We start from the raw sequence: 21,365 nt of genomic DNA, 5'->3' as shown, positions 1-21,365 counted from the left end.
TCGCTGTTATTCCTTGCGCGCTAAGATTACAAGATGACGCTCACCTTCTAACTCAGGAACGTGCAAAGCTTTGATATCGATCACACAACACCACTCGGGAAGCTGGGTAATTTCATCATCCGGCCGCACTCCTTTCAACGCCAGAAACAAACCACCACCCGATTTAGGTAAATGTTGGCACCAATTAACCATATCGGTCATCGAGGCAAAAGCTCGACTTAATACTCCATCAAAGCCTTGCTCAGGATCAAACTCTTCGACTCGACTCTGCACTGGCAGCACATTGCTGATCTTTAACTCATGGATCACCTGTTTAAGAAAACGGATCCGTTTACCAAGACTATCCAGTAACACAAACTGTTTGTCTGGATGCATGATCGCCAGTGGGATCCCTGGCAATCCAGGGCCGGTACCCACGTCAATAAAACGCTCACCAACCAGATGTGGACTGACCGCCAAACTATCGAGAATATGTTTTACCAACATTTCAATCGGATCACGAACAGAAGTCAGATTATAAGCTTTATTCCATTTATCAAGCAGTTGTACGTAACCGACCAACTGTTCACGCTGCGGTTCTGTCACCAATAAATCGGTTTGGGCGATCAAAGCATCGAGTTTGATTCGTAATTGATTCATTACGCCGCGTCTCCCTTTTTCAGTAGACCATGCTTTTTCAGGTGTACCAATAAAATCGAAATCGCTGCAGGCGTAACACCGGAGATCCGCGAAGCAATTCCGATGGTTTCCGGTTTAGCCGTATTGAGTTTGAGCACCACTTCGTTCGATAACCCTTTCACTTGTTGATAATCCAAATCGACGGGCAATTTAGTGTGTTCATGGCGCTGTGATTTTTCAATTTCATCCTGCTGACGCTGGATGTAACCCTCATATTTGACTTGAATTTCAACCTGTTCTGCCGCTTCAGCATCTTGCAACGCAGGACTAAAAGCGGTCAGCGTGGTGAGCAGATCATAATTCATCTCAGGGCGGCGCAATAAATCTTCACCACTGGCTTCACGTGAGATTGGGGTTTTCAATAGCGCATTAAGCTGCTCTACGCCAACCGAAGTGGGATTGATCCAAGTTTGTTGTAAACGTTGACGTTCTTGTGCCATCTGTTCAACTTTTTGATTAAAACGCGCCCAACGTTGATCATCTACCAAGCCTAACTCACGGGCTTTTTCGGTCAAACGCAGATCGGCGTTATCTTCACGCAGCAGCAAACGATATTCGGCACGCGAAGTGAACATGCGGTACGGCTCTTTAGTGCCAATGGTCGAGAGGTCGTCAATCAATACCCCCATATAAGCTTGATCACGACGTGGGCTCCAGCCCTCTTTGTCTTGACTGTACAAACTGGCATTGAGGCCAGCCATTAAGCCTTGCGCGGCCGCTTCTTCATAACCTGTGGTGCCATTGATTTGCCCCGCAAAGAACAAACCATGAATAAATTTGCTTTCATAGGTCTGTTTTAAATCACGTGGGTCAAAGAAATCGTATTCAATTGCATAACCCGGACGCACAATGTGTGCATTCTCAAAACCTTTCATTGAGCGGACAATTTGCACTTGTACATCAAAGGGCAAGCTGGTGGAAATCCCATTCGGGTACAACTCACTGGTGCTTAATCCTTCTGGCTCAATAAAGATCTGGTGACTGTTTTTATCGGCAAAACGCATCACTTTATCTTCAATTGACGGACAGTAACGAGGACCGATCCCTTCGATGATCCCAGCGTACATTGGGCTACGATCAAGGTTGGCACGGATCACATCATGGGTGCGTTCATTGGTATGGGTGATATAACAAGGGATTTGCCGTGGGTGCTGCTCACGTTGGCCGATAAAGGAAAATACCGGCGTTGGGTTATCACCGTGTTGTGCCTCTAACACAGAAAAGTCGACACTGTTGGCATCAATTCGTGGTGGGGTGCCAGTTTTTAAACGATCGATCCGCAATGGCAGTTCGCGCAAACGATGTGCCAAAGTGATCGAGGCAGGATCCCCAGCTCGACCTCCCGCATAATTTTCAAGACCAATGTGGATCTTACCACCTAAGAAAGTTCCAACGGTTAATACCACCGCTTTGGCATGGAACTTAAGACCCATTTGCGTCACTACGCCGCGGATATGATCTTGTTCAACGATCACATCATCCACCGCTTGTTGGAATAGGGTGAGATTCGGAGTGTTTTCTAACACATTACGTACATACGCTTTATAAAGTGCGCGATCTGCTTGTGCGCGTGTTGCGCGTACCGCGGGACCTTTAGAAGCGTTTAAGGTACGAAATTGAATACCTGCGTGATCGATGGCTTGTGCCATCAAACCGCCCATCGCATCGACTTCTTTGACTAAATGTCCTTTGCCGATCCCGCCGATCGCTGGATTACAGGACATTTGGCCTAAAGTATCAATATTATGGGTCAGCAATAATGTACGTTGTCCTGTACGTGCTGCAGCGAGAGCGGCTTCCGTTCCTGCGTGACCGCCACCAACGACGATGACATCAAATGTTTCGTGATAAAGCATGAACGACCTCAGGTATTCATTGAAACTAGGGTTAGCAAAAGAGACGTATTCTAACCTCTTTCGTGTGGCTAGAAAATCGCTTTCCCATTTTTTCCAATCCTGATTGCTAATTAATATATATAAAGATCTTTATAGAGATCTTTTTATTAGATCTATTATTAAGCAAGAGGATCTTTGTGGATAAGTGAAAAATGATCAACAAGATCATTCAGATTGAAAGGATCATATCGTGTGATCAAGCATTGATCTACTCAAGGATTAGCTGGGATCAAAATGATTAGTTATGCACAGTGCCTTGGGGGTGATTAAGTTGTTATATGGATAACTATAGGAATATCACAGGATAATAATAGATTTATCCACAATATTTTTGGATGAAATATCAGCAATTCAACCATTTTTAGATTGCGCTGTTATCCACAGAACATCAATAGCAGCTAAAAAAAAGAGCGGCTTTCGCCGCTCATGATCGAATATTGATGGTTTAAAAACGATTGATCACCCGCTTGAGCCAAGCCTCAGCAGCATCTTCTGGTACTGAGTGCTGTTGAATATCGATACTAAAGCAGTTGGCTAGGGGCTTCGCACCAATGTCACTCAGTAGTTGGTAAGCATGTTTACCGGCAGCACAGAAGGTATCATAGCTGGAGTCACCAATCGCTACCACGGCATAGCGCAGGGCAGCGGTATTCGGTGGGGTATCCTGCAATGCTTGAATAAATGGCTGAATATTATCGGGGTATGCCCCGGCACCATGAGTTGAGGTTATCAGCAGCCAAGTGCCTGTGGTAGGGATATTATTCAAGCTTGGCTGATTATGAATTTGCGTTTCAAATCCCTGTTGTTGTAAAAGATCACTGAGGTGGTCACCCACATATTCCGCACCGCCTAGGGTGCTACCGGTAATGATATGAATCATAGCGTTACTCTATTTACCAATACAGAATGATGAAAAAATGCGCCCCAGTAGATCATCAGAACTGAACTCGCCGGTAATCTCATTGAGGTGCTGTTGGGTGATTCGTAGCTCTTCAGCCAGTATCTCACCCGCCATAAAGCCTTCTAATTGTTGTTGGCCAATCTCTAAATGCTCAGCGGCGCGTTCAAGAGCATCAAGATGGCGACGACGTGCCATAAAGCCGCCTTCTTGGTTACCCGCAAAGCCCATGCACTGTTTGAGGTGTTCGCGTAGCGCATCCACGCCCTGACCGGTTTTGGCGGATAGACGGATCAAGGTCGGTTGATTGACATGGCAGATCCCAAGTGGTTCACCGGTTTGATCGGCTTTATTACGGATCACGGTGATGCCAATATTCTCCGGTAGCTTATCGACAAACTCTGGCCAAATATCTTCGGGAGTACTTGCTTGTGTGGTCGTGCCATCGACCATAAACAGTACGCGATCAGCTTGTTGGATTTCTTGCCAAGCACGTTCAATACCAATTTTTTCTACCGCATCCGCCGCATCGCGTAGTCCAGCCGTGTCGATAATGTGCAGTGGCATTCCATCAATATGGATATGTTCACGCAGCACATCGCGGGTGGTTCCGGCAATATCGGTGACGATAGCGGATTCCTTACCTGACAGCGCGTTGAGTAGGCTGGATTTACCGGCATTCGGGCGACCGGCAATCACCACCTTCATGCCTTCGCGCATAATCGCCCCTTGATTTGCTTCACGACGAACAGCAGCCAAGTTATCGATGATGGTTTGTAGATCGGCGGAAACTTTACCATCGGCGAGAAAATCGATCTCTTCCTCAGGGAAGTCGATAGCGGCTTCAACATAAATTCGTAAATGGATCAGTGATTCAACCAGCTTATGGATCCGTTTGGAAAACTCACCTTGTAGCGATTGCAGCGCGGATTTTGCGGCTTGCTCTGAGCTGGCATCAATCAAGTCTGCAATCGCTTCGGCTTGGGTTAAATCCAGTTTATCGTTAAGGAAAGCGCGCTCGGAGAATTCTCCAGGTCGGGCTGGACGCACCCCATTAATCTGCAAAATCCGTCGGATCAGCATATCCATCACCACAGGTCCGCCATGACCTTGCAGTTCCAATACGTCTTCACCAGTAAACGAATGAGGGTTTGGGAAAAAGAGTGCGATGCCCTGATCGATCTGCTGAGCATGCTGATCTATAAATGGTAAGTATTCGGCGTAACGCGGGCGCAGGGTGCGCCCAGTTACGGTTTGTGCTACGTGGGCTGCCAGTGGGCCTGATACACGGATAATGCCGACCCCACCACGGCCGGGGGCCGTAGCTTGCGCGACAATGGTATCTGTTGTCATAGTGTTACCTAAACCGGAGTGAATTAGCGTTATTGTAATCAGCGCTCAACAAAAAGGCGACCTTTTGGCCGCCTCTTTATTACTTAATCAAACTTACTTGGTGTGTAAGCCTTTCTTCTCCAGCGCTTTATAAATCAGCGTTTGCTGGATCAGCGTTACGATGTTGGATACCAGCCAGTACAGTACCAGACCTGATGGGAACCACAGGAAGAAGAAGGTGAACATCACAGGCATGAAGGTCATGATCTTCTGCTGCATTGGGTCGGTGATCGTGGTTGGGCTCATTTTTTGGATAACGAACATACTTGCGCCCATCAGCAGTGGCAAGATGTAGTAAGGATCTTGCGCTGATAAGTCATGAATCCAGCCAAAGAAAGGTGAATGGCGTAGCTCAACCGATTCCATTAGTGCCCAGTATAGCGCGATGAAAATCGGCATTTGTAGAAGGATAGGTAGGCAGCCACCGAGTGGGTTAACCTTCTCTTTCTTGTACAGCTCCATCATCTCTTGGCTCATGCGTTGGCGATCATCACCAATTCGCTCACGCATCGCTTGCAGTTTAGGTTGCAGCATGCGCATTTTGGCCATGGAAGTGTATTGGGCTTTGGTCAGTGGGTACATCGCACCACGCACAATAAAGGTGAGGCAGATAATCGCCACGCCCCAGTTGCTGACAAAGCTCTGGATCACCGATAGTAACCAGTGCAGTGGTTTGGCAATAAACCACAGCCAACCGTAATCAACCACTAAGTCTAAGTTAGGCGCAACAGCGGCCATTTGGTCTTGTAGCTTTGGACCGACCCATAGACTGGCTTTGAACTCGGCCTGCTCGCCATCGGCAATGGTTTTATTTGGTGTGCGGATCCCCATGTCGCCTAAATTATTAATCACACGTGAATAAAGTTGAGCTTGTGGCTCATCACGTGGGATCCAAGCGGCAGCAAAGTAGTGCTGGATCATCGCGACCCAGTTAACCGAGACATTATTCGGTGCGCTCAGATTGCGATCTTTCATATCGTCAAAGCTGTATTTCTTATAACGCACATCGCTGGTCGAGTAGGCACCACCACGGTAAGTTGGCATCGCTAAGTTACCACCAGAATCAAGCAGATTTTGGCGCAAATGAGCATACATACCTAAACTAGCAGGGTTACCAGAGTGGTTTGCGACATCAAACACCACATCCACCGCATAACTGCCACGCTTAAGGATGAAGGTTTTGGTGTAATCAATACCATTGGCTTGATAAGTCATTGGAATGCGTAGCTCATCTTGACCTTCGGCCAAGGTAAAGCTATCGGCACTGATTTGGTAAGCAGGGCGGTTATTGCTGGTGACATCAATCCCTTGCGGGCCAACTAAACCACTCTGTGCTACAAATTGATGCCCTTGGCCGCTTTCTAGCAGCACAAAATATTCAGGCTCATCAAGCTCTTGAGTATATTGATTCAACTGTGCATTGACGATATCACCGCCAAGCGTATCAATAGACAGAGTTAGCACGTCATTGGTCACTGTAATGATCTTTGCTTGTGCCGCGACATTCTGGGTAGGCGCTGGATCTAACTCATCTGAATATGAAGGAGCAGAAGCTGCGCCAGTGGATTGAGCCTGTTGTGTCGCTTGTGGTAGCGGATTCTTCGCTGCTTGCCATTGTTGGAATAGCAGGAAAGAAACTAACGCCAGAGCGATTAACAAGATATTACGTTGAGAATCCATCGTTATTTATCTCTGTCTTGTTTTTGAACTGGAGGAACGGGGTCAAAACCCCCTTCATGCAAAGGGTGGCATTTTAATAGACGTTGAGTGGATAACCAACATCCTTTTATAAAACCGTGAGCTCGCAACGCTTCTATTGCATAGGTAGAGCAAGTCGGAGTGAATCGACAGCGTGGGCCGATAAGAGGGCTAATGAACCACTGGTAAAGTTTTACAATACCAATGGCTAACCACGAGAAGGGCGAGAGAGGCGTTGCCATAGTTTATCAAGCAAGTTAAACAGTTGTTCATTGCTCAAATCTTGCGCGCTCTTTTTCGCAATGACAACAAAATCTTTATTAGGTAGCTGATTTTGATGTAAACGAAAGCTTTCCCTACATATCCGTTTGAATCGGTTACGGCCTACAGCAGTTTTAATCTGCTTTTTCGGAACTGCAAGTCCCAAACGTGGATGAGCAAGAGAATTAGTGCGAGCGATAATCGTGAGATGAGGCGAACCAGCACTGTGAGCTTGCTGGAAGACTGTTTGATAATGTTCGGGAGTTAACAGACGTAACTCCCGATTGAATGCGTACGTACTCAAAATAATTCGGAATTATTTTGACAGGCGCTTACGGCCTTTTGCACGACGTGCATTCAGAACTTTACGACCGTTCGCAGTCGCCATGCGAGCACGGAAACCGTGGTTACGCTTGCGCTTCAGAACTGAAGGTTGAAAAGTGCGTTTAGACATGTTGTTACCTTTACTGATCAGTAGTTTTAGGTTCTTAGTTAACCCGGCGTGGGCATTATGGTCTTCACTGAAGACGCCGACGCCTCTCAACAAAGAGGCGGAATTGTAATCACTGTCACAAAAGCTGTCAATGATTGGCTTTCCCCAGTCTGAACCGACGCTATAAGCGAATTCATTCTGGTTGCCGCTTTATTTGCGGTTGGCCGATTATACGGGCAAACCACAAAATCTCAAGGATCCTTAACGGATCCAAATGTAATAAAGCGATTTAGGCTTCAGCTCACGCAATATAATAGAGGAAGAATTTCGCGATCAAACCAATAAATAGTCAGTTATTAACAACAATCGAACAGGAATAGAAAAGTGGGGATAACTCGTTAGGATCCTAAGCAATGTGGATCATTATGTGGGTAGTGCGAGTAAAATGTGTGAGGATCTCACCGATTTACCCGAAAACAATGTGAATAACTTAGATCTTATTCACTGGATCATCGATCCAGCGCTGGCGATCTGAGTTATCAACAGGTAGAATCGACCCTCTTTACCGATCGTTGATTTTTGAGTGAGGGAATCGTGTCATCTTCGCTATGGTTGCAATGTTTGCAACGGCTTCAGGAAGAGCTACCTGCCGCAGAATTTAGTATGTGGGTGCGTCCGCTCCAAGCGGAGCTCAATGACAATACTCTCACTTTATTTGCGCCTAACCGCTTTGTATTAGATTGGGTGCGCGATAAGTATCTCAATAGTATCAATCGCTTGCTGCTAGAATTTAGTGGTAACGATGTGCCTAGCCTGCGCTTTGAAGTGGGTAGTCGCCGCGTGGTAGCAGTAAAGCCTGCTCCGGTGCGCACTGCCGCCGATGTGGCTGCAGAGTCTTCAGCTCCGGCCCAGCTTGCTCAGCGTAAACCGATCCATAAAACGTGGGATGACGACAGCGCAGCGGCCGATATTACTCACCGCTCGAATGTGAACCCGAAACACAAGTTCAATAACTTCGTGGAAGGTAAATCTAACCAGCTCGGTTTAGCGGCAGCGCGTCAAGTATCCGATAACCCTGGCGCGGCTTATAACCCACTATTTTTGTACGGTGGTACGGGTTTAGGTAAAACGCACTTGCTGCACGCGGTGGGCAATGCGATTGTCGATAACAACCCGAACGCTAAAGTGGTGTACATGCACTCCGAGCGTTTCGTACAAGATATGGTAAAAGCATTGCAAAACAATGCGATTGAAGAATTCAAGCGCTACTACCGCAGTGTTGATGCCTTGCTGATCGATGATATTCAATTTTTTGCTAATAAAGAGCGCTCGCAGGAAGAGTTCTTCCACACCTTTAATGCGCTGCTGGAAGGCAACCAACAGATCATTTTGACGTCTGATCGCTATCCAAAAGAGATCAATGGTGTAGAAGATCGTCTCAAATCACGTTTTGGCTGGGGTTTAACGGTAGCGATCGAGCCTCCGGAGCTAGAAACTCGCGTCGCGATTTTGATGAAAAAGGCCGAAGATCACCAAATTCATCTGCCTGACGAAGTGGCCTTCTTTATTGCTAAACGTCTGCGCTCTAATGTGCGCGAGTTGGAAGGAGCACTCAATCGGGTGATCGCTAACGCCAATTTTACCGGTCGACCGATTACGATTGATTTTGTACGTGAAGCGTTGCGGGATTTACTCGCACTGCAAGAAAAGCTGGTCACCATTGATAATATTCAGAAAACGGTGGCCGAATACTACAAAATCAAAGTCGCCGATCTGCTCTCAAAACGTCGTTCGCGTTCCGTAGCGCGCCCGCGTCAATTAGCCATGGCACTGGCTAAAGAGTTAACTAACCACAGCTTGCCAGAAATTGGTGATGCTTTTGGTGGGCGTGACCACACCACAGTATTACACGCATGCCGTAAAATTGAACAATTGCGCGAAGAAAGCCACGATATCAAAGAAGATTACTCGAACCTGATCCGTACGCTTTCCTCTTAATTGGCGCTATGGTTTAGTGTACTTTGCTTTCACTTTCGTTGAAGAGAAGACGATGAAATTTACCATTGAACGTAGCCACTTAATTAAACCATTGCAGCAAGTATCTGGCACTTTGGGTGGCCGTGCTAGCTTGCCGATCTTGGGTAATTTGTTGCTCAAGGTGGAAGATAATCAACTATCAATGACCGCGACGGATCTGGAAGTTGAATTGCTAAGCCGCGTCACCCTAGAAGGTGAATTTGAAGCCGGTAGCATTACCGTGCCAGCCCGTAAGTTTTTAGATATTTGCCGTGGTTTGCCAGATAGCGCAGTGATTACTGTGCTGCTCGAAGGCGATCGCATTCAAGTGCGCTCAGGTCGTAGCCGTTTCTCGCTGGCCACGCTACCAGCCAGTGATTTTCCAAATATCGAAGATTGGCAAAGTGAAGTGCAAGTGTCACTCACCCAGGCCGAGCTACGTGGTCTGATTGAAAAAACCCAGTTTTCAATGGCTAATCAAGATGTACGCTATTACTTAAATGGTATGCTATTTGAGATTGAAGGATCGACTTTGCGTTCCGTAGCAACCGATGGTCATCGTATGGCGGTGGCGCAAGCTCAGCTTGGTGCGGATTTTGCGCAAAAACAGATCATTGTGCCGCGTAAAGGGGTACTCGAGCTGGTCAAATTGCTTGATGCGCCAGAGCAGCCAGTGGTACTGCAAATCGGCAATGCTAACTTGCGAGCAGAAGTGAACCACTTTGTTTTCACTTCTAAGCTGGTTGATGGCCGTTTCCCGGATTATCGCCGTGTATTACCGCAACATACCAGTAAAACGCTTGAAGCGGGGTGTGATGAATTACGCCAAGCTTTTTCGCGTGCCGCGATCCTGTCCAATGAAAAATTCCGTGGCGTGCGGGTCAATTTAGCCGATAACGAAATGCGGATTACCGCCAACAACCCAGAGCAGGAAGAAGCTGAAGAGTTGCTGGATGTGAACTTTGATGGCGATTCGATCGAGATTGGCTTTAACGTCAGCTACATTTTGGATGTGCTCAATACCTTGCGTTGCGACCAAGTGCGTGTGTCAATGTCGGACGCGAATGCCAGCGCTTTGGTGGAAAATGTCGTGGATGACAGTGCCATGTATGTGGTGATGCCGATCCGTCTTTAAAGGTGTAATCCAGTTGCCATGCCGCTTTCTCGGTTAGTGATCCAACAGTTTCGTAATATTAAAGCCTGTGATATTCGCCTATCAGCAGGCTTTAACTTTCTTATTGGGCCAAACGGCAGCGGTAAAACCAGTGTGCTTGAGGCGATTTATCTGCTTGGTCATGGCCGCTCTTTTAAAACCGCACTGACGGGGCGGATCATTCAAAACGAGTGCCGAGAACTGTTTATCCATGGTCGAATTTGTGAGCATGGTTTGAGCTCTGATCAATTTGAGCTACCGGTTGGCATTAATAAGCAGCGTGATGGCTCAACAGAGGTTAAAATAGGCGGCCAAACTGGGCAGAAGCTGGCGCAATTAGCGCAAATTTTGCCATTGCAACTGATTCATCCGGAAGGCTTTGAGCTGCTGACCGATGGACCGAAACAGCGCCGTGCTTTTATCGATTGGGGGGTGTTTCATACTGAACCCGCCTTTTATGAAGCATGGGGGCGGTTTAAGCGGCTGACCAAGCAGCGCAATGCGCTATTGAAAAGCGCGCACAGCTACCGTGAACTGAGTTATTGGGATCAAGAATTAGCCAATTTGGCGGAGCAGATTGACCAGTGGCGAGCCCATTATGTCAATCAATTGAAAAATGTGGCAGAGCAGTTATGTCGCGCATTTTTGCCAGAATTTGAGATTGATTTAAAGTACTATCGAGGTTGGGAAAAAGATCAGCCTTATCAATCAATTCTGCAAAAAAACTTCGAAAGAGATCAGCAATTAGGCTACACCTTTAGCGGCCCTAATAAAGCCGATTTGCGGATCAAGGTCAACGCAACCCCAGTCGAAGATGTGTTATCACGGGGGCAATTGAAATTAATGGTGTGTGCGTTGCGAGTTGCGCAAGGTCAGCACCTTACTGAGTTAACCGGCAAGCAATGCATTTATCTTATCGATGATTTTGCTTCCGAATTGGATAGCCTACGTCGCCAACGTTTGGCAGATAGCCTTAAAGGGACGGGGGCGCAGGTTTTTGTAAGTTCTATTACCGAAAGCCAAGTGGCGGATATGTTGGATGAGTCCAGTAAAACTTTTCATGTTGCCCATGGTGTAATAGAGCAAGGATCAATAGAGTGAGAGAGTAACTCATGTCGAACAATTACGATTCATCGAGTATTAAGGTACTGAAGGGGCTGGATGCAGTACGTAAGCGTCCGGGTATGTACATCGGCGACACGGATGATGGCACCGGTCTGCACCACATGGTTTTTGAGGTGGTGGATAACTCAATTGATGAAGCGTTGGCAGGTTACTGTAAAGACATCGTGGTGACTATCCACGAAGACAACTCAGTGTCAGTCAGCGATGACGGTCGTGGTATTCCGACTGAAATGCATCCTGAAGAGCAAGTTTCGGCGGCAGAAGTGATCATGACCGTACTGCACGCCGGCGGTAAATTTGATGATAACTCCTATAAAGTCTCCGGCGGTCTGCATGGGGTTGGGGTTTCGGTGGTTAACGCCTTGTCGGAAAAAGTCCAACTGACGATTTATCGTGGTGGCAAAATCCATTCACAAATCTATCACCATGGTGTGCCACAAGCGCCACTCGCCGCAGTCGGTGAGAGTGAGCGTACCGGTACTACGGTACGTTTCTGGCCAAGTGCTCAAACCTTTACCAATATTGAATTCCATTATGACATTCTTGCCAAGCGCTTGCGTGAGCTGTCATTCCTCAACTCTGGCGTGTCGATCAAGTTGGCCGATGAGCGTGAACAAGATAAAAAAGACCACTTTATGTATGAAGGTGGTATTCAAGCGTTTGTTTCTCACTTAAACCGCAATAAAACCCCAATCCATGAAAAGGTATTCCACTTCAATCAAGAGCGTGAAGATGGTATCAGTGTCGAAGTGGCGATGCAGTGGAACGATGGTTTCCAAGAGAACATTTACTGCTTTACCAACAATATTCCACAGCGTGATGGTGGTACCCACTTAGCCGGCTTCCGTGGAGCTTTGACCCGTACGTTGAACAACTACATGGACAAAGAAGGTTTCTCGAAGAAAGCGCAAGCCGCGACTTCCGGTGATGATGCCCGTGAAGGTTTGACGGCGGTCGTGTCGGTCAAAGTGCCAGATCCTAAATTCTCTAGCCAAACCAAAGACAAATTGGTTTCTTCTGAAGTGAAATCAGCGGTTGAATCGGCGATGAATGAGAAACTGGCGGACTTCTTGGCGGAAAACCCGAGCGAAGCGAAACACGTCTGCTCCAAGATTATTGATGCGGCGCGCGCACGTGAAGCGGCACGTAAAGCCCGTGAGATGACTCGTCGTAAAGGTGCGCTTGATTTAGCCGGCTTGCCGGGCAAATTGGCCGATTGTCAGGAAAAAGACCCAGCATTATCTGAACTGTATATTGTGGAAGGAGACTCTGCGGGTGGTTCAGCTAAGCAAGGCCGTAACCGTAAGAATCAAGCGATTCTGCCGCTGAAAGGTAAAATTCTTAACGTAGAAAAAGCGCGTTTTGACAAAATGCTCTCTTCGCAAGAGGTCGCGACACTGATCACCGCGCTGGGTTGTGGTATTGGCCGTGACGAGTACAACCCAGATAAACTGCGTTATCACAACATCATCATCATGACCGATGCGGACGTCGACGGCTCGCACATTCGTACCTTGCTGTTGACCTTCTTTTACCGCCAAATGCCAGAGCTGATTGAACGTGGTTACATTTACATCGCGCAGCCACCACTCTACAAAGTGAAAAAAGGCAAGCAAGAGCAGTACATCAAAGATGAAGATGCGATGAACCAGTACCAAGTAGCACTAGCAATGGATGGCGCAGCTTTGCACGTTAATCCGGATGCTCCTGCGTTAGCGGGTGAGCCGCTTGAGAAGCTGGTGCAGCAATACAATGCCGCGATCAAGTTGGTGGAACGTATGAGTCGCCGTTACCCGTATGCGCTATTGCATGAATTGCTGTACGTACCACGTATCAGTGCTGGGTTGTGTGTTGACCAAACGGCGGTGCAAGCTTGGACCGAGCGTCTGGTTGAGCAACTGAATGCCAAAGAAGTGGGTGCCAGCCAATACAGTGTACTGGTTGAGCACAATGCTGAGCTGAATGTGTATCTGCCAAAAATTCAGGTGCGTACTCACGGTGTGACCCATGAATACTTATTGAGTGCTGATCTGATCAACTCGAAAGAGTACGCCAAACTGGCTGATCTGTCACAAGCGTTAGATGGCCTGATTGAAGCGGGCGCATTCATTAAGCGTGGCGAGCGCGTGCAACCGATCACCAGCTTTGCTGCAGCACTGGAGTGGCTGATCAAAGAGTCACGCCGTGGCCTGTCGATCCAACGCTATAAAGGTCTGGGTGAAATGAATCCAGATCAGCTGTGGGAAACCACGATGGATCCAGATACGCGACGTATGATGCAAGTGACGATTGAAGATGCGGTGGGCGCAGATGAACTGTTCACCACTTTGATGGGCGATCAAGTTGAGCCACGCCGTGCGTTTATCGAAACCAACGCCTTGAAAGTGGCTAACCTCGACGTCTAATCCAGCGCCCGTTAAGTGCTATAAATTAAGCCCGCGAAATTCGCGGGCTTTTTGCATTGCTCAGTTTGGGTGTTTAGACGTTGGCCTGTTGATACGCTTTTTGTACTTCTTCAGCGATGATCGCGATGCCTTGTGCCATTTCGGCTTCATTTTGCACATAGTTCATGCGCAAACATTGATGGGCGTGTGGCCACTCTTGTGGTTGGCCGATAAAGAAGTATTCGCCCGGTACGATCAGCACCCCACGCGCTTTCAAACGTTGGTACAGCTCCATGGTGGTGATCGGCAGCTCATCAAACCACAGCCAGAGGAAGATCGCCCCTTCCGGTTTATGGATGCGAAAACGCGGATCATCAATCGCACTTTGCAGCAGTTCTAGCGCATGTTGCGCTTTTTGGCGATAAAACGGTTTGATCACCTGCTCGCTAAGTCTTAGCAGATCGTCTTTTTCTATCATTTGTTGTACCAGTGCAGGGCCCATACTACCCGGCGCGAGGCTAATGATACCATTCATGTTGGTCAGCGCTTGGGTGACCGCTTGATTGGCGATCACAATCCCACAGCGCAGGCCGGGTAAGCCCAGCTTGGACAAGCTCATGCACAAGATGGTGTTGTCATTCCAAAACGGTTCAACGTCTTCAAAAATGATATTGGGGAAGGGCACGCCGTAAGCATTGTCGATGATTAACGGCACACCGTATTCACGCGCTAATTGGTCGAGTTTGTGGATTTCCTCTTCGGTTAACACATTACCGGTTGGGTTGGTGGGGCGTGAGACACAGATAGCTGCGACCGACTCATCGACTTTCAGCTCAGAAAAATCCACATGGTATTTGAACAGTCCTTGATCAAGCCGCTCAATCTCTGGGCGGTAGGAGACAAAAATATTTTCATCAATGCCCGCATCTGCGTAGCCAATGTATTCGGGTGCCAGTGGTAGCAGTATTTTTTTGTGTGAACCATCGGGCTGTTTACCCGCCAGCAAGTTAAATAGGTAGAAAAAGCCGCTTTGGCTACCGTTGGTCAGGGTAATGTTTTTTTCGCTGATCTCCCAGCTATAGGTTTCGCGTAGCAGCTTAGCCAGCGATTTCACAAACACATCTTTGCCTTGTGGCCCATCATAATTGGTCATCGCATGCAGCAGTGAGCCATCGGACAACATGTCGGCACTGGTGTGGTGAAAGTAATCGAGCATGGCAGGAATCGCGGCAGGGTTACCGCCACCGAGCATGATCGCGCCAGGGGTGCGCAGACCATCATTCAAATCATCCATTAACTGGGTAATACCGGAATAGCGATTAAACTTTTCGCCAAAAGAGGAATAGTGCATTGCTCGACTACCTAATGATTGTTGTGTCTGTGAAAGATATACCGGTGGGATCTCCGCCGTTTAGAGTAGTGTTTCAACATAGCGCAATGTTTTTAACTGGCAAAGCACTATTTTTGAATCCCATTCCGACTTGAAGCTGCAGCGGTGTTGGCTACGTTCCTTCACCCCAATCACATAGCGTATCTATGCTCATGGGGATTCACTCACTTGCCGCCTACCTGCAACTCCAAGTTGTTTGGGAGCGCGATGAAAAACAAAGCCCAACTCATAGGAGTTGGGCTTAATCTTAGTCAGATCAAAGCAGGGCGAGCTTATTTTTGCAGCAGCGAAATGTCGGCAATTTGCAAGAACAGGTTACGCAGCTTGTTAAGCAGGGTGAGACGGTTCTGCTTCAGCGCTTGATCGTCGGCCATTACCATCACGTTGTCGAAGAAGGCATCAACAGGCGCGCGCAGGCTAGCGAGCTTGCTCAGCGCTTGTTGATAGTCACCGGTTGCGAACGCAGGTTCTAACGCTTCAGCCATGATTTCAACGGCTTCCGCTAAGGTTTTTTCGGCGTCTTCTTGCAGCAAAGCCAGATCGATTTCTGCGGCTAACTCACCATCGTACTTAGCCAGAATGTTGCCTACCCGCTTGTTAGCGGCGGCCAGTGCTTCGGCTTCTTCAAGTGCACGGAAGTGTGATACCGCTTTGACGCGTTGATCAAAATCCGCCGGTTTGGTTGGGTTACGCGCCAGCACCGCTTGGATGATATCGCTGCTAAAGCCGGCATCTTGGTACCAAGTTGGGAAGCGGCCGAGCATAAACTCAATCACTTGCAGCTCAACGTTGGTATTGGTCAGGCGGTCACCGAACAGAGATTTGGCTTTGGCGATCAAATCGACCAGATCCAACGGGTAGCCGTATTCAACCAGAATACGCAGCACACCGAGTGAAGCACGGCGCAGCGCAAAGGGGTCACTGCCTTTCGGCGCTTGGCCGATACCAAAAATACCAACGATAGTATCGAGTTTATCCGCCATCGCAACCGCCGCAGAAACGCCACGGCTTGGCAGTGCATCACCGGCGAAACGTGGCATGTACTGCTCGTTCAGTGCAACGGCTACTTCTTCAGCTTCACCATCGTGACGCGCATAGTGCATACCCATTACGCCTTGGGTGTCGGTAAATTCAAACACCATCGAGGTCATGAGATCGCATTTGGCCAGTAGGCCAGCGCGCTTAGATTTTTCAACGTCAGCACCGATCTGCGCGGCGATGTAGCCAGCCAGTTCAGTAATGCGGTCGGTTTTGTGTTTAATGGTGCCGAGTTGCTGTTGGAAAATCGCGTTTTCCAGCAGAGCTAAGCGATCGACCAGCGGACGCTTACGGTCGGTATTGAAGAAGAATTCCGCATCCGCTAGACGTGGACGCACCACCTTCTCGTTACCTTCGATAACGTGGCGAGGCTCTTTCGATTCGATGTTGGAAACGAAGATGAAATTCGGCAGCAGTTTCTTGTTGGCGTCATCGATCTGGTGCGAATAAACCGGAAAGTACTTTTGGTCACCTTTCATGGTGTACACCAGAGCTTCGGCCGGAACTTTGAGGAATTTTTCTTCAAATTTCGCGGTCATTACCACAGGCCATTCAACCAATGAGGTCACTTCTTCCACTAATGCATCATCCAGATCGGCGATCCCGCCCAGTTGTTGCGCTGCTTGTTGCGCGCCTTCAATGATCAGCGCTTTACGCGTTGCGTAATCGGCGATGACTTTGCCGCGCTGTTCAAGGATTGCTGGGTACTGCTCAGCCGATTCGATGGTGAACTCCGCTTCGCCCATGAAACGGTGGCCGCGTACGATGCGATCCGATTTCACGCCCAAGATTTCACCTTGGATCAACTCGCTACCAAACAAGATAGTCAGGGTTTTGACTGGACGGATAAATTGAGTCTCTTTATCGCCCCAACGCATTGGTTTGGCAATCGGCAGGTTAGCCAGCGCTTTGGCGGCCATCTCCACCACCACAGATGCGGTTTGTTGGCCTTGTACTTGCTCTTTAAACAGCAGCCATTCACCTTTATCAGTGACTAGGCGATCGGCTTGTTCTACCGTAATACCATTGCCACGAGCCCAACCTTCGGCGGCTTTGGTTGGCTTGCCATCGGCATCAAATGCCACGTTGACCGCAGGGCCACGTTTTTCTACCACGCGATCGGGTTGACTTGTAGCCAAATTGGCCACTTTGAGAGCCAAGCGGCGTGGTGTGGCAAACCAAGTCACGCCTTGGTGTGCGATGTCGGCGGCGGCTAGCTCAGCGGCAAAATTGGCCGCAAAGGCTTCAGCCAGTGTGCGCAGTTGCTTTGGTGGTAACTCTTCTGTGCCTAGCTCAATTAAAAATTCTTTTGCCATGAGTGCGGTTCCCCTTACTTCTGTTGTGACGGCTTACACATAGGGAAGCCCAGCGCTTCACGGGATGCGTAATAAGCTTCGGCGACCGATTTAGTGAGGTTGCGAATGCGCAGAATGTAGCGCTGGCGCTCAGTGACTGAGATCGCTTTGCGTGCATCGAGCAGGTTGAAGGCGTGCGCCGCTTTCAAAATCCGCTCGTAGGCTGGCAGTGGCAGTGGCTTTTCAAGCTCCAGCAGGTGTTGGCACTCTTTTTCGCACTGGTCGAAGTAAGTGAACAGGAAATCCACATCCGCATGTTCAAAGTTGTAAGTGGATTGCTCAACTTCATTTTGGTGGTAGATGTCACCGTAAGTCACTTTGCCAAGTGGGCCATCGTTCCAGGTCAGATCATAAACTGAATCGACGCCCTGAATGTACATCGCAAGACGCTCAATACCGTAAGTGATTTCACCGGTGACTGGTTTACACTCAAGGCCGCCCACTTGTTGGAAGTAAGTAAATTGAGTCACTTCCATGCCGTTCAGCCACACTTCCCAGCCCAGACCCCAAGCACCTAAGGTTGGGTTTTCCCAGTTGTCTTCCACAAAGCGGATATCGTGCACACAAGGGTCAATTCCCAGTACACGTAGTGAACCTAAGTACAGCTCTTGGATATTGTCTGGTGAGGGTTTGATGATCACCTGAAACTGGTAGTAGTGTTGCAGACGGTTTGGGTTTTCACCGTAGCGGCCGTCGGTTGGGCGGCGTGAGGGTTGAACGTACGCGGTCGCGATAGGTTCAGGGCCTAATGCTCGTAAGCAAGTCATCGGGTGAGAAGTACCTGCACCCACTTCCATGTCGAGTGGTTGCACAATAGTACAGCCTTGTTGGGCCCAATAATCCTGCAGCGCGAGGATCATACCCTGAAAGGTTTTGATGTCGTATTTTTGCATAGTCAGGTTCGCGCGATTCTTCTGTCTGAATTGATAAAAAATAACACTGGAGTATACCCAGTTATTGGCTGACAAAGTAGAGCAAATCTTGCTGATTTATTGGGCAGATTGCGCTTTTATCGCTGCATGCTGGTTATTAGCGGGTAACCAGTGTATTAAGCTGGAGACAAAAGGTTGCACTCGGAACGCGATGTGGCTAAAATCCGCCCCGTCTTTGGGGAGTAGCTGGTCGTTAAGTGGTCAACTTAGCGATTCACACATCAACATATTTGGTACTCAATGACCATGGTGTGTGAGACTTGAGCCTTCAGGTTTAGCAAGACCTTAGACAAACAACACGAACTGGGATAGGGCGTGGTTGTTTGTCTATGGTTGCATAATAATCCCTATCCCGAAGAGCATGTCATGAGCGTTTTAGCAATTTCCATCACTACTGTTGCATTAGCCGAGATTGGCGACAAAACCCAACTGTTATCCTTGTTACTGGCGAGCCGTTATCGTAAGCCGATCCCGATTATTGCCGCGATTTTTCTGGCTACGATCGCCAATCACGCCTTGGCGGCTTGGCTCGGCGTGGTGGTTGCAGACTATCTCTCGCCGGAGATCTTAAAATGGGTGTTGGTGGTCAGTTTCCTCGCGATGGCGGGGTGGGTGTTGATCCCGGATAAACTAGATGAAGAGGAGTCTATCTCCAATCGCGGTCCATTTATTGCCAGTTTTATCGCTTTCTTTGTGGCAGAAATTGGTGATAAGACCCAGATAGCTACCTCAATTCTTGGTGCACAGTATGCTGATGCTCTGAGTTTTGTCATTTTGGGCACGACGATTGGTATGTTGTTAGCTAACGTACCTGTGGTGCTGATTGGTAAGCTTTCGGCCGACAAACTGCCATTGGCATTGATCCGTAAAATTACAGCGCTGCTGTTTTTTGCTTTGGCTATCGCTGCTGGGTGCTATTAATCTGCACTGGGCAGTGCGATCTGGCTATGTCGCGTTGCACAGCGTGATCGACTGCCCATCCTAAGCCTGCATCTCGTGCTAGGGTTGTGTCGAGATCCATCTGAGAATCAACGGACACAAGGAGCAAGCCGTATGCTGACCCGCTATATGGGCATGAGTGCCAAAAGCCAAAGTTATTTATTTACCTTTGGCTTAATTTTGACCCTGCTAGGGATGACCTTAACCAATTTATGGATGCCAATGGTGATTGGTGCGCTTGTGATGACCGCCTTAGCGGTCGAAGCTTGGATCCGAGTGGCGCATATTATTCCGCTGCACGATCAAGTGCGTGAAATCAAACAGCAACTCCATCAGCTACAAGCGGAGATCCACCGCGTCGAATAGAGGTTGATTAAAACCATAACGGCAAGGTGGCCGGTTCGGTGGTCTTGCCGTTATGGGTCTATTTAAGCTTGGTTGATTCAGCGTTGATCTATTCAACTAGGCCTTTTTTAATCAAATATTGATACGGCAGAGTATCGGTGATGGCACCGAGTAATTGATGATCCATAAAGCGGCAAAAACTCGGAATATCCCGCGTGGTCGAGGGATCATCTGCCGTGACCAATAAAATCTCCCCATCTTGCATAGTGCGCATGGTTTTCCGAACCATCATCACGGGCTCTGGGCAGCGTAATCCTTCTGCTTCTAGGGTATGTGTGGCAATGTGCGGATTAAAATTCATGCTAAAACCTGCTGGGTATCACAATTAGGGCGTAGATATTACTGGTGAAGAGAAAATATTCAATCCTCAACGCACAAACTCACCGACAACTTACAGTTTGACCACTATCCGACCAGTCACTTGACCATTGGTGATAGCGGCGGCGTATTCCGCTACTTGTGCTAAGTCGATTTGGTGGCACGCTTGCTCAAAGTAACTGGCAGGAAGCAATTCGACCAGTTTTTGCCACGCCGCCACGCGTTTTTCCAATGAGCAGTTAACCGAATCTACCCCTTGTAGGCGTACGTTACGCAAAATAAAGGGCATCACTGTGGTCGGCAGATCGAAACCGCCCGCTAAACCACAGGCCGCTACCACACCGTGGTAATTCATTTGTGCCAAGATGTTAGCCAGCATCTGGCTACCAACCGTATCGATTGCTCCAGCCCACTGCTGTTTTTCCAATGCACGAGCTGGCTCGGCAAACTGGTCACGCTCAATGATACGACTCGCGCCGAGTTTAGTGAGTAGTGGACCATTCTCGGCCGCTCGCCCAGTCACGGCTACCACTTGATAGCCCAATACCGCTAGCAAGGTTACGGCTACGGAACCAACCCCGCCACTGGCTCCTGTAACTAAGATTTCGCCATCTTCAGGTTGAATGCCACCATCAAGTAGTGCTTGCACGCACAGCATGGCGGTTAAACCTGCGGTGCCAATCATCATCGCTTGTTGGCTGGTTAAGCCTTGTGGCAGCGGTACTAACCAATCGGCCTGTAAACGTGCTTTCTGTGCCATCCCGCCCCAGTGGTTTTCACCGACGCCCCAGCCGGTCAGTATGACTTGATCGCCCGCTTGGTAGCGTGCATCTTGTGATCTGAGCACTTTACCGGCTAAATCGATGCCTGGCACCATAGGAAAATTACGAATGATTTTGCCTTTACCAGTGATGGCGAGCCCATCTTTATAGTTGAGAGATGAGTAATCGACCGAGATCAGTACATTACCATCAGGTAATTGTTCCTCATCAATCGTGTTGATAGTGGCGATGGTGCGTTTATCTTGTTGGTTTAAGATTAATGCTTGAAACATG

The 21,365-nt window shown here is 48.4% G+C and carries 19 protein-coding genes and 1 riboswitch; of the genes, 6 read left to right on the top strand and 13 right to left on the bottom strand.

The window, feature by feature from the left end; genetic code table 11:
- Positions 1-6 precede the first annotated feature (6 nt).
- The 8 genes from rsmG to rpmH form a co-directional block, all read right to left on the bottom strand.
- Positions 7-639 carry a 16S rRNA (guanine(527)-N(7))-methyltransferase RsmG gene (gene rsmG / locus G7083_RS06140; protein ID WP_166014002.1) on the bottom strand — a complete coding sequence of 211 codons (633 nt, stop codon included), beginning with the start codon at positions 637-639 and terminating at the stop codon, positions 7-9.
- A complete protein-coding gene (gene mnmG, locus G7083_RS06135; RefSeq protein WP_166014001.1) occupies positions 639-2,534 on the bottom strand; it encodes a tRNA uridine-5-carboxymethylaminomethyl(34) synthesis enzyme MnmG in 1,896 nt (631 codons plus the stop codon). The genes rsmG and mnmG overlap by 1 nt, the downstream gene beginning before the upstream one ends.
- Before the next feature lie 484 nt (positions 2,535-3,018).
- Positions 3,019-3,453, bottom strand: a complete 435-nt coding sequence (gene mioC / locus G7083_RS06130; protein ID WP_166014000.1) for an FMN-binding protein MioC — start codon at positions 3,451-3,453, stop codon at positions 3,019-3,021.
- 9 nt (positions 3,454-3,462) lie between these two features.
- Positions 3,463-4,824 (bottom strand): tRNA uridine-5-carboxymethylaminomethyl(34) synthesis GTPase MnmE, encoded by a 1,362-nt coding sequence (mnmE, locus tag G7083_RS06125; protein WP_166013999.1) that lies wholly within the window; start codon positions 4,822-4,824, stop codon positions 3,463-3,465.
- A 93-nt stretch (positions 4,825-4,917) separates the two neighbouring features.
- Entirely contained in the window at positions 4,918-6,543 is a 1,626-nt protein-coding gene (yidC, locus tag G7083_RS06120; RefSeq protein WP_166013998.1) for a membrane protein insertase YidC, read from the bottom strand.
- A gap of 2 nt (positions 6,544-6,545) precedes the next feature.
- Positions 6,546-6,803, bottom strand: coding sequence for a membrane protein insertion efficiency factor YidD (gene yidD, locus G7083_RS06115; RefSeq protein ID WP_166013997.1), 258 nt, complete (start codon positions 6,801-6,803; stop codon positions 6,546-6,548).
- A complete protein-coding gene (gene rnpA / locus G7083_RS06110) occupies positions 6,770-7,093 on the bottom strand; it encodes a ribonuclease P protein component (RefSeq protein WP_240911933.1) in 324 nt (107 codons plus the stop codon). Before rnpA ends, yidD begins: the two co-directional genes overlap by 34 nt.
- Positions 7,094-7,138: 45 nt before the next feature.
- On the bottom strand, positions 7,139-7,276 hold the full coding sequence (gene rpmH / locus G7083_RS06105) for a 50S ribosomal protein L34 (protein WP_166013995.1): 138 nt from the start codon (positions 7,274-7,276) through the stop codon (positions 7,139-7,141).
- 573 nt (positions 7,277-7,849) lie between these two features.
- On the opposite strand from rpmH, the gene dnaA reads away from it, so the two are divergent.
- From dnaA to gyrB, 4 genes are read left to right on the top strand one after another with little or no spacing between them, the layout of a single operon-like run.
- Positions 7,850-9,253 carry a chromosomal replication initiator protein DnaA gene (gene dnaA, locus G7083_RS06100; protein ID WP_166013994.1) on the top strand — a complete coding sequence of 468 codons (1,404 nt, stop codon included), beginning with the start codon at positions 7,850-7,852 and terminating at the stop codon, positions 9,251-9,253.
- A 52-nt stretch (positions 9,254-9,305) separates the two neighbouring features.
- Positions 9,306-10,406: a DNA polymerase III subunit beta gene (gene dnaN / locus G7083_RS06095; RefSeq protein ID WP_166013993.1), complete on the top strand. Its 1,101-nt coding sequence runs from the start codon at positions 9,306-9,308 to the stop codon at positions 10,404-10,406.
- Between the two features lie 18 nt (positions 10,407-10,424).
- Positions 10,425-11,525 (top strand): DNA replication/repair protein RecF, encoded by a 1,101-nt coding sequence (gene recF / locus G7083_RS06090; protein ID WP_166013992.1) that lies wholly within the window; start codon positions 10,425-10,427, stop codon positions 11,523-11,525.
- An 11-nt stretch (positions 11,526-11,536) separates the two neighbouring features.
- Positions 11,537-13,954 carry a DNA topoisomerase (ATP-hydrolyzing) subunit B gene (gene gyrB, locus G7083_RS06085; protein ID WP_166013991.1) on the top strand — a complete coding sequence of 806 codons (2,418 nt, stop codon included), beginning with the start codon at positions 11,537-11,539 and terminating at the stop codon, positions 13,952-13,954.
- Positions 13,955-14,027: 73 nt separating this feature from the next.
- On the opposite strand, the gene G7083_RS06080 is transcribed toward gyrB, so the two are convergent.
- From G7083_RS06080 to glyQ, 3 genes are all read right to left on the bottom strand, one after another.
- Positions 14,028-15,284, bottom strand: coding sequence for a valine--pyruvate transaminase (locus G7083_RS06080; RefSeq protein WP_166013990.1), 1,257 nt, complete (start codon positions 15,282-15,284; stop codon positions 14,028-14,030).
- Positions 15,285-15,595: 311 nt separating this feature from the next.
- Positions 15,596-17,677: a glycine--tRNA ligase subunit beta gene (gene glyS / locus G7083_RS06075; protein WP_166013989.1), complete on the bottom strand. Its 2,082-nt coding sequence runs from the start codon at positions 17,675-17,677 to the stop codon at positions 15,596-15,598.
- Positions 17,678-17,691: 14 nt separating this feature from the next.
- Complete coding sequence (gene glyQ / locus G7083_RS06070; protein ID WP_166013988.1) at positions 17,692-18,609, bottom strand: glycine--tRNA ligase subunit alpha; 918 nt, start codon at positions 18,607-18,609, stop codon at positions 17,692-17,694.
- A 204-nt stretch (positions 18,610-18,813) separates the two neighbouring features.
- Positions 18,814-18,923: riboswitch (yybP-ykoY riboswitch) on the top strand.
- A 91-nt stretch (positions 18,924-19,014) separates the two neighbouring features.
- On the opposite strand from glyQ, the gene G7083_RS06065 reads away from it, so the two are divergent.
- Positions 19,015-19,569, top strand: coding sequence for a TMEM165/GDT1 family protein (locus G7083_RS06065; protein WP_166013987.1), 555 nt, complete (start codon positions 19,015-19,017; stop codon positions 19,567-19,569).
- 132 nt (positions 19,570-19,701) lie between these two features.
- Positions 19,702-19,953: a hypothetical protein gene (locus G7083_RS06060; RefSeq protein WP_166013986.1), complete on the top strand. Its 252-nt coding sequence runs from the start codon at positions 19,702-19,704 to the stop codon at positions 19,951-19,953.
- A gap of 88 nt (positions 19,954-20,041) precedes the next feature.
- Here G7083_RS06060 and tusA read toward each other — a convergent pair whose 3' ends face one another.
- Complete coding sequence (gene tusA / locus G7083_RS06055) at positions 20,042-20,293, bottom strand: sulfurtransferase TusA (RefSeq protein ID WP_166013985.1); 252 nt, start codon at positions 20,291-20,293, stop codon at positions 20,042-20,044.
- Between the two features lie 90 nt (positions 20,294-20,383).
- Positions 20,384-21,364: an MDR family oxidoreductase gene (locus G7083_RS06050; RefSeq protein WP_166013984.1), complete on the bottom strand. Its 981-nt coding sequence runs from the start codon at positions 21,362-21,364 to the stop codon at positions 20,384-20,386.
- Position 21,365 lies beyond the last annotated feature (1 nt).

It is taken from the genome of Vibrio sp. HDW18 (genome assembly GCF_011306175.1).
Lineage (GTDB): Bacteria > Pseudomonadota > Gammaproteobacteria > Enterobacterales > Vibrionaceae > Vibrio > Vibrio chanodichtyis.
Note: the sequence above shows the minus strand (reverse complement) of the source record. Positions and strands in the feature narration are given on the sequence as shown.

What these genes read in the sequence shown, in the direction of transcription:
- rsmG (WP_166014002.1), bottom strand. Translation starts at nt 639, where the DNA reads ATGAATCAATTACGAATCAAACTCGATGCTTTGATCGCCCAAACCGAT.
- glyS (WP_166013989.1), bottom strand. Translation starts at nt 17,677, where the DNA reads ATGGCAAAAGAATTTTTAATTGAGCTAGGCACAGAAGAGTTACCACCA.
- glyQ (WP_166013988.1), bottom strand. Translation starts at nt 18,609, where the DNA reads ATGCAAAAATACGACATCAAAACCTTTCAGGGTATGATCCTCGCGCTG.
- tusA (WP_166013985.1), bottom strand. Translation starts at nt 20,293, where the DNA reads ATGAATTTTAATCCGCACATTGCCACACATACCCTAGAAGCAGAAGGA.
- yidD (WP_166013997.1), bottom strand. Translation starts at nt 6,803, where the DNA reads ATGGCAACGCCTCTCTCGCCCTTCTCGTGGTTAGCCATTGGTATTGTA.
- rpmH (WP_166013995.1), bottom strand. Translation starts at nt 7,276, where the DNA reads ATGTCTAAACGCACTTTTCAACCTTCAGTTCTGAAGCGCAAGCGTAAC.
- mnmE (WP_166013999.1), bottom strand. Translation starts at nt 4,824, where the DNA reads ATGACAACAGATACCATTGTCGCGCAAGCTACGGCCCCCGGCCGTGGT.
- G7083_RS06060 (WP_166013986.1), top strand. Translation starts at nt 19,702, where the DNA reads ATGCTGACCCGCTATATGGGCATGAGTGCCAAAAGCCAAAGTTATTTA.
- G7083_RS06080 (WP_166013990.1), bottom strand. Translation starts at nt 15,284, where the DNA reads ATGCACTATTCCTCTTTTGGCGAAAAGTTTAATCGCTATTCCGGTATT.
- dnaN (WP_166013993.1), top strand. Translation starts at nt 9,306, where the DNA reads ATGAAATTTACCATTGAACGTAGCCACTTAATTAAACCATTGCAGCAA.
- G7083_RS06050 (WP_166013984.1), bottom strand. Translation starts at nt 21,364, where the DNA reads ATGTTTCAAGCATTAATCTTAAACCAACAAGATAAACGCACCATCGCC.
- yidC (WP_166013998.1), bottom strand. Translation starts at nt 6,543, where the DNA reads ATGGATTCTCAACGTAATATCTTGTTAATCGCTCTGGCGTTAGTTTCT.
- recF (WP_166013992.1), top strand. Translation starts at nt 10,425, where the DNA reads ATGCCGCTTTCTCGGTTAGTGATCCAACAGTTTCGTAATATTAAAGCC.
- mnmG (WP_166014001.1), bottom strand. Translation starts at nt 2,534, where the DNA reads ATGCTTTATCACGAAACATTTGATGTCATCGTCGTTGGTGGCGGTCAC.
- gyrB (WP_166013991.1), top strand. Translation starts at nt 11,537, where the DNA reads ATGTCGAACAATTACGATTCATCGAGTATTAAGGTACTGAAGGGGCTG.
- mioC (WP_166014000.1), bottom strand. Translation starts at nt 3,453, where the DNA reads ATGATTCATATCATTACCGGTAGCACCCTAGGCGGTGCGGAATATGTG.
- G7083_RS06065 (WP_166013987.1), top strand. Translation starts at nt 19,015, where the DNA reads ATGAGCGTTTTAGCAATTTCCATCACTACTGTTGCATTAGCCGAGATT.